This window comes from Micromonospora sp. NPDC049799, from assembly GCF_040656655.1.
Taxonomy (GTDB): domain Bacteria; phylum Actinomycetota; class Actinomycetes; order Mycobacteriales; family Micromonosporaceae; genus Micromonospora.
In genome coordinates this window covers 1-1,652 of record NZ_JBFAMU010000785.1, presented here as the reverse complement: position 1 = coordinate 1,652, position 1,652 = coordinate 1, and the positions used below count along the sequence as shown (strand labels likewise).

Annotated in this window: 2 protein-coding genes; both read left to right on the top strand. The window is 76.0% G+C overall.

Translation table 11 applies throughout. The features are described 5' to 3' along the window. A partial coding sequence (locus AB0I76_RS29445) for an LLM class F420-dependent oxidoreductase (RefSeq protein ID WP_357042272.1) occupies positions 1-754 on the top strand: 754 nt, incomplete at its 5' end. Further along, positions 751-1,542: an SDR family oxidoreductase gene (locus tag AB0I76_RS29440; protein ID WP_357042269.1), complete on the top strand. Its 792-nt coding sequence runs from the start codon at positions 751-753 to the stop codon at positions 1,540-1,542. The genes AB0I76_RS29445 and AB0I76_RS29440, both read left to right, overlap by 4 nt. Positions 1,543-1,652: the final 110 nt, after the last annotated feature.

Genomic DNA, 1,652 nt, shown 5'->3' with positions numbered 1-1,652 from the left:
GGCGCTCGCCGACGCCGCGCCGGGCCGGTTCGCGCTGGGCATCGGCGCGTCCTCGCCGGTGCTGGTGCGCGACTGGAACGCGGGGGAGTTCACCGAGCCGTTCCGGCGTACCCGCGACGTGCTCCGCTTTCTGAAGGCGGCCCTGTCCGGGGCGACGGTCGACGAGGCGTACGACACCTTCACCGTCCGCCGGTTCACGCTGGAACGGCCGCCGGCCGTACCGCCGCCGGTGCTGCTCGCCGCGCTGCGCCCCGGGATGCTGCGGCTGGCCGCCGCCGAGGCCGACGGTGTGATCCTCAACTGGCTCGCCGCCGGTGACGTCCCGCAGGCGCTCGGGGTCCTCGGGGAGCGCAAGCCCGGGTTCGACGTGGTCGCGCGGATCTTCGTCTGCCCCACCGAGGACGCCGCGTACGCCCGCACGCTGGGCCGTCGGCTGATCACCAGTTACCTGACCGTGCCCGCGTACGCGGAGTTCCACCGCTGGCTCGGCCGGACGGAGGTGTTCGACCCGATGTGGAAGGCGTGGGCGGCCGGTGACCGGCGCGGTGCCGGCGCGGCGGTGCCCGACGAGGTGGTCGACGCGTTGGTGCTGCACGGCTCCCCGGAGCACTGCCGGGCCGAGACCCTCCGGTACGCCGAAGCCGGCGTTGACGTGCCGGTGCTCGCGCTGCTGCCGACACCGGAGTTGACCACGGGCGGCGCGGCAGCCCTCCTGGACGTGATCGGCCGACTGGGCGGGGGTGAGCGGTCGTGAACCTCACCGACCGGATCGTGGTGGTCACCGGCGGAGCTGGCGGCATCGGAGCGGCACTGGTCCGCCGGTTCGTCGCCGAGGGCGCCGCCGCCGTCGTGGTGGCCGACCTGGCCGCCGACGCCGCCCGCGCGGTGGCCGAGGCGGTCGGACCGGTGGCGCACGGCGTGGGCCTCGACGTGACCGACGAGGAGCAGGTCCGCGCGCTGGTCGCCGACACCGAGCGACGGTACGGGCGGATCGACCTGTTCTGCGCCAACGCGGGCGTGGCCACCGGCGGCGGGATCGAGGTCGACGACGCCGGATGGGACCGGGCCTGGCGGGTGAACGTGCTGGCCCACGTGTACGCCGCCCGCGCGGTCCTGCCGGCGATGCTGGCCCGGGGCGGCGGCCACCTGCTGATGACCTGCTCGGCCGCGGGTGTGCTGACCGCCGTCGGGGACGCCCCGTACACCGCCACGAAGCACGCCGCGGTCGGCTTCGCGGAGTGGCTGGCGATCACCTACCGCGACCGGGGCGTCAAGGTGAGCGCGCTCTGCCCGCAGGGGGTGGACACGCCGATGCTCGCCGACGGGCTGGCCGCCGGTCACCTGGGCGCGAAGGTGATCGCCGCCTCCGGGGCGGTGCTCACCCCGGAGCAGGTCGCCGACGCGGTGATCGCCGGCCTCGCCGAGGAGCGCTTCCTCATCCTCCCGCACCCGGAGGTCGCCGACTACGCGCGCCGTCGCGCCGAGGACCCGGACGGCTGGCAGGCGGGCCTCCGCAAACTCGTCCGCCGCCTGACCACCTGACCACCCCGGCGGCTTCCCGCCGGATCGCGCTCGACCCTGGGTGCGACGGGGCGGAGCGGCGCGTACCGGCGGGTCGAGCGGAGTCGGCGGCGAACGGACGCTCCGGCCCG